Annotated in this window: 6 protein-coding genes; all 6 read right to left on the bottom strand. The window is 44.1% G+C overall.

Annotation, left to right across the window (positions count from 1 at the left end; all coding sequences use genetic code 11):
• Positions 1-152 precede the first annotated feature (152 nt).
• The gene (locus QUA47_RS30010; protein ID WP_333433504.1) at positions 153-1,376 is read right to left on the bottom strand and encodes an ISAs1 family transposase; all 1,224 of its coding nucleotides are present in this window, start codon (positions 1,374-1,376) and stop codon (positions 153-155) included.
• Between the two features lie 449 nt (positions 1,377-1,825).
• A complete protein-coding gene (locus tag QUA47_RS30005; protein WP_333433503.1) occupies positions 1,826-2,758 on the bottom strand; it encodes a DUF5996 family protein in 933 nt (310 codons plus the stop codon).
• A 32-nt stretch (positions 2,759-2,790) separates the two neighbouring features.
• Positions 2,791-3,027 carry a UBP-type zinc finger domain-containing protein gene (locus tag QUA47_RS30000; protein WP_333433502.1) on the bottom strand — a complete coding sequence of 79 codons (237 nt, stop codon included), beginning with the start codon at positions 3,025-3,027 and terminating at the stop codon, positions 2,791-2,793.
• Positions 3,028-3,093: 66 nt separating this feature from the next.
• Positions 3,094-4,284 carry an RNA-guided endonuclease TnpB family protein gene (locus QUA47_RS29995; protein ID WP_333433501.1) on the bottom strand — a complete coding sequence of 397 codons (1,191 nt, stop codon included), beginning with the start codon at positions 4,282-4,284 and terminating at the stop codon, positions 3,094-3,096.
• Positions 4,285-4,422: 138 nt separating this feature from the next.
• Positions 4,423-4,998: an antibiotic biosynthesis monooxygenase gene (locus tag QUA47_RS29990; RefSeq protein WP_333433500.1), complete on the bottom strand. Its 576-nt coding sequence runs from the start codon at positions 4,996-4,998 to the stop codon at positions 4,423-4,425.
• 45 nt (positions 4,999-5,043) lie between these two features.
• The gene (locus QUA47_RS29985; RefSeq protein ID WP_333433499.1) at positions 5,044-5,661 is read right to left on the bottom strand and encodes an FMN-dependent NADH-azoreductase; all 618 of its coding nucleotides are present in this window, start codon (positions 5,659-5,661) and stop codon (positions 5,044-5,046) included.
• Positions 5,662-5,887 lie beyond the last annotated feature (226 nt).

Here is a 5,887-nt window from a genome sequence, read left to right as displayed (position 1 = left end):
CTATCCTTTCTCTGCGCTGTGCTTATCTCAATGGTCAACTTTCCACTTGATATATGTGCAAAACTGAGATGCACCCACCAACGAGTTCCTTCCAGGGTGAGGAGAAATTTGAGATTATCTGCATTCTCAGGGGCAGGGTAAGAGCATCTCAATCAAGCTTTACAAAAGGAGTTGAGGACAGTCATCATATAATCATTATTCATAGAAGCCTGTTTAATTTTTTGACGAAGACTACGCTGCAATGTTTTCTCCTGATTAAGAGCGTTAAGTGCTATCCGTCTCAGGATGGCAAAATTACAAGGACTATGACCTGAACGAATCCGACATTTATCTTCATGGAACCTGACATCTAAAGTCCAATGAACTTGGTTTTCAATCGTCCAATGTTGACGAATGGCACGACCAAGAACTTGAGCATCTGCAGGCAGAGAAGTTAGATAAAATTGGACTTCACGAGTCGTTTTGTTCCAAAGATGGCGGATTCTTTCAATAAGGACGATGGTTTCCAGTCCCGACCATTGGTTCTGTTGATAAAGACCACTGAAAGCCTCTAAAGGAACAGCCCAAACATAACGTTTCTCAGTGCGATGGTGTCCCTTTTCAATTTGCTGGTTATAACTAACATTAATGCCTTCAAAGTTATTAGCTCTTCTGGTATCAAACCATTCTTTAACCTGAGAATGTAAAGTGGGATGATTGGCTTTAAGAGATACAATATAATTAGCTTTTTTATGGCGAATTTGTTTCACAATCTCGGTTTGAGTTCCCATCGCATCAATGGTAACGATCGCCCCGCTCAGGTCTAATAATTCTAAGAGTGCCGGAATTGCCGTAATCTCGTTGGAATGATTCTCAACTTTAACTTGCCCTAAAACTAAACGCTGTTCACTTGCCCAAGCCGTGACCAAATGCAAAGCTTTTATGCCTTGATTACGGTCATAAGAACCTCTAACACTTTTGCCATCGATGGGGATAATCTCGCCAACTATCGAACCAAGCATACTTTGAAGCCACTTCGCTAAACATTGTTCTAAAGCCTGAGGATTAATTCTTTCAAAGACTCGTCGAAAAGTATCATCACTCGGGATACCATTGGGTAATTCCAGAAATTCCTCTAACCATTGCTGTTTAGCGATGCCATAATTTTCCATGTCTTCCCAACCTTCGGCACCGCCAATGACGGCTAAAATAGAGATTACTAAAATATCTTTTAATAAGTGTTTTTGGGTTCTTTGAACTCTGGGGTCGGGTAGCTCTGCTACATAATTCAATAAATTGGCTTGGATTTCGCTCAGAGGTCTTAACTGTCGTTTTTCTGCTCTTTTAGCTTGAGATTTTACAGCGAGTTTCAATCTAGGTGCAAAACCCTTTGTCATTGTCTTTAACTCCGTTTCAACTTGATTGACTTTGTTAAGATTCAAACTTGATTATAGGTTTGAGTTCTGTTCACAGGTATAAAGTCTATTGGCGGTTTTTTGTCAAGTACAATTTATACCAAATTAGATGAGCTTACCCTGATTCTCAGGGGAGCAATCGCGCCAGTATGCTCTGACGGGTTCCCAAAATTGGAGTAATTGCCATAGGTTCATCGGAATTGACCTTCACGATCAAGGTTTAAGCGTCCAATAAACCAGTCTGCGAAATTGTCCTACATTTCACCACTTAAGATCCAATACGGTTCAGTTAATGTTTTTTTGTCATTGAGAGCGAATAACGAAGCAATCGCAGTATCTGTTTTTCACAGAGTTTTGTCTCCATGAGGGTCTTATCTGAACCGTATTGACTTAAGATCTGCCAGTTAAACGCCAATTTAGGAATGCAGTTGCTACTTAAACGTCAACTGCTGAAGTTCCTTTTGATTCCAGTTGCCTAACCTGGCTGCTGCTTCATAGGTGCTTTGCAAGAACTCTAACAACGTCTGATCGGGTGATTCTGCCTCACGAACAGCGTCATAGGGCAAAATAAATTCGCCTAACTCTTTATTGTAAAATGCAGCATCGGGACGAACCTCAGCCTGCTTAAACCCATCGGGTTCTGGGTACGCATAGGAATAAAACGCTGGGTATGATAATCCGGCTCCGGGCCAAAATCCGGCACTACTGACTTCCTGGGAATAGGCTTCCTTTGCCACTACATCCGGCAAATTCGGCACCCCTCCCGGATGCTCAGGAGCTGATCGCCCCGAAAAGCGAGTCACTGCTAAATCAAAACTCCCCCAGAAAAAATGAACCGGACTAACCTTGCCGGAAAAATGTGAGCGAAATTCTCGAAAGACGCGATCAGACTGTAGCAGCACTCGCCAGCATCGATTGGCATAATCCGCATCATAAGCAGCATGGGTTTCATCCTGCTCAAATCGAATTGGATCAGGGACTTCATTCGGTTTAGTGTTAATTGTGATGTGAATATCCAATGCTCTGAGCGTTTCCATCACGGTTTGATAAAAATCAGCGACCGAGCGAGGGTAGAGGGCGATCGCCCGTCTTGCCCCTTCGCTGGTTTGAATCAGCAACTCATGATCAATGAAATCAAAGTCAATTTGAAAGATGCGGCTGCCATAGGGAATCGTGGAAGTGGTCAGTCCCCGAACGGTTAGATAGAGGGGAATATGCCAGGAATGATTAATCCACGGAGTTTGGGCAAATCGGATTTTGCCGATGATTTGAGTCCACATGTGCAAGGTGGCATAGGTCTCTTGCCATGCGTCCAGGGGTAAACTCGGCCAAATATCTGTTAGGGCAGGCTGACTTGACATCATGATTTCCTCGCGAGTAGAAAAGGGGCACGTGATCAATAGTTCTTCTGTTGTTCGTCGGTAAAACACCACAGCCATTGTTCTCCCAATTGGGCTGAACTAATCACCGCATATCCACTTTCTTCGTAATGGCGGCGAGCGTGTTGATTTTTAGACGAGTCGCAGCACAGCATTTTGCCGCAGATTTGACCAATTCTCCAGTGAACCCAGCGATCGCCAACCCGAAGGCATTCCTCACAGCGAAATACTGGGTAATTGGCTTTTGAAATCATAGTCTCTAACGTCAGTTCGTTCAGGTGTTGACAAGTGACAAGACATGGAAGATTCCTTTGAAATACTCACCGGCCTGAAGGCGCGGTGATTCTTGACGCTTCATCGGGTTCTGCTACCGAAATAGTCTGACAATCCCTCAGCGTCCATTTAGAGTCGTGGCGATTCCCCATCCCGACTTGAGCTATATTTCTAGCCGCATTTTCATCTCTATCCTGCTCGGTACCACAATTCAAACAGAGCACTGAGCGAATAGATAAATCGATTTTACCCCACTTGAAACCACAGTCCGAACAGACCTGGCTGGTGGGTTCCCATCGACTAATCACCTTGAACTCTCTGCCAAACTTTTCAGACTTAGCTTCGCACAAAGTCCTGAATTCTCTCCAACCTTGCAAGCTGATTACTCTAGCAAGTTTGCGGTTCTTAACCATGCCCGACACATTTAAATCTTCCAAAACAATCACTTGGTTTTCGTTGACTATTTTGGTCGATAATTTGTGTATAAAATCTTTACGGACATCAGAAATACGATTATGAAGATTGGCGATCTTGATTCTAGTTATATTCCTTCTTTTGGAGTCATGAGGTTGGCGAGCTAACTTGCGTTGCAGTTTGCGAACTTTCCGGTCTAGTTTTTTATAATTAGGACTTTCGGCTTTTGCGCCATTACTCATTACCGCAAAGGTTTTAATCCCTAAGTCGATACCAATACTTGGATGCAAAGCCTCGGATTGAACTGGTTCGACCTCTACAACAAAGCTTAAGAAATAGCGATTAGCGCAATCCTTGATTACCGTGACCGAGCTAGGTGCTGACGGCAACTTCCTAGACCATATTGGCTTGACAATTCCAATTTTTGCTAAGTAAACGCCACCGTTTTTCTTCAGGGAAAATCCACGAAGGGTAAATCTTGCCGATTGACGGCTTGTCTTTTTTTTAAACCTAGGATACCGTACTTTTTGCCCTTTTATTTTCCCTTTGTAGGAATCAAAGAAATTCTTAAAAGCCGTTTCTAAATCGGTTACAGACTGTTGCAATGGAACGCATGACACCTCTTCCAGCCAAGTCCTTTCTTCAGTCTGTTTTGCCTGAGTAATTACTATTTTCTGAAGTTCTGTCGATTTCGGCTTTCTTTCAGATTGTTTGCAAAGTGCAAGAGCATCATTCCAGACAACGCGAACGCAACCGAATAACTGAGCCAAGCTCTGTTTTTGTTGGTCGGTGGGATAGATTCTGTACTTGTACCCTGCTTTCATTGTTTACTATTGCTTGATTGCTTTATTGTACCATGTATAATCAATACAATTAACAGAAAATGAAGAGAATCAAAGCCGTCCTATAAGGACGGGGCTTCAGACCCAGTTCTTTGGTGAATGTGCAAGATATGTACTTGATCAAATGGGATACAGCCATGTGCGAAAGAGTTGGGTGAGGCGCGGCATAATCACGTAGGTGAGCAGGGCAACCGTTAGACCTGTAACTAACAACGTTCTAAGCAATACCGGAAGCTCCGCTAGGAGCGGTACTAGCAAACGATTGAGAATAGATATCGTGAAAAACACTCCCAGCCATGTCATAATCGCCATTTTGTAGCGCGGAGGTGGAGCCTTCATGGGTTTGTTAGGAAGCGTAAACCAGGTTTCCAGACCCGTTAGAGTTTGAATGGTTTCAGGCTTTTCAATCAAGGGCTGCAACCGCTCCAGCCATTCCTGCCGCACACTGGATTCCAGCCAGGTTTTGAGGTTGTCGTAATGATCAAATCTGAGAATTGCCACATATTCAGGATGAGTGTGGTCACAGGGTCGGATCACGCTGACTCCTAAGTGTCCCTTAAATTGGTGAGCAGCCGTCGCAATTCCGTGCAACCATTCCTCATAACCTTGCTCACGCCCAGATCGAACGAAGTGAGAAATAATGGCGGTTACCTGATAGGTGTCTTCATCGGTACCCACAACCAGTGGATCTAGCATCACACATGACCTCAAAAACTTTAGTTACCCAAAAAGCGATGATAGTTAATGCACGATCGCTGCTCTTAAAGCAGATTGGGCATTAGCGATCGCCAAATTACGGGCTTCATCCCCCAGATTAAGGCTATCGGCATAGATAAACTCAATATCCGTGATACCAATAAACCCAAAAATGAGTCGCAAGTAGGGTGTTTGTAGATCATAGGCGTGAGTAGGGCTACCTTCGGGGTAGGCTCCGCCTTGAGCCATAATGATCGTCATTTTCTTGTTGGGAACCAGTCCCTTGTAACCTGTTTCATCAACGGAGAATGTACGTCCCGCTCGCACAATCTGGTCAAGATAAGCTTTGAAGTTGGCAGGAATGCTGAAATTATACATGGGGATACTGAAAACGTAGCGATCGGCTGATAAAAACTCGTCGATCAATTCGTCGGAAATTTGAATTGCAGCGGCTAACTCAGGTGTATGTTGATCGGACGGAGTAAATGCAGCAGCGATCCAATCTTCGCTCACAAAAGGGACGGGGTGATGCCCAATATCGCGGTAGGTTACGGTGTCGTCAGGATGAGCCGTTTTCCACTGCTTAATGAACTCTTTGGAGAGCGTGCGGGAGATGGAGCGATCGCCACGCGGACTCGCATCCAAATGGAGAATGTGGGTCATAGGGTAAATTTCAGATTGTGAATGAAGAATGTAGCGGAGACGAATGAGCAACCGCTGGCGATCGCCCCTATTTTATGCACGAAATCATCCAGTGCTGCTGCAATGCCGCAAATGAACTGGATCACTGAGCAATGACAACATTCACTTAGTTAAGTAGGTAGGCGGGAAAAATTATCTTTATGTGACGAAACATTAAGTAGCGTGATTAGAGTGAAATTTAATACGT

Origin of the sequence: Microcoleus sp. MON2_D5 (assembly GCF_036701905.1) — a bacterium.
GTDB lineage: Bacteria > Cyanobacteriota > Cyanobacteriia > Cyanobacteriales > Microcoleaceae > Microcoleus.
Note: the sequence above shows the minus strand (reverse complement) of the source record. Positions and strands in the feature narration are given on the sequence as shown.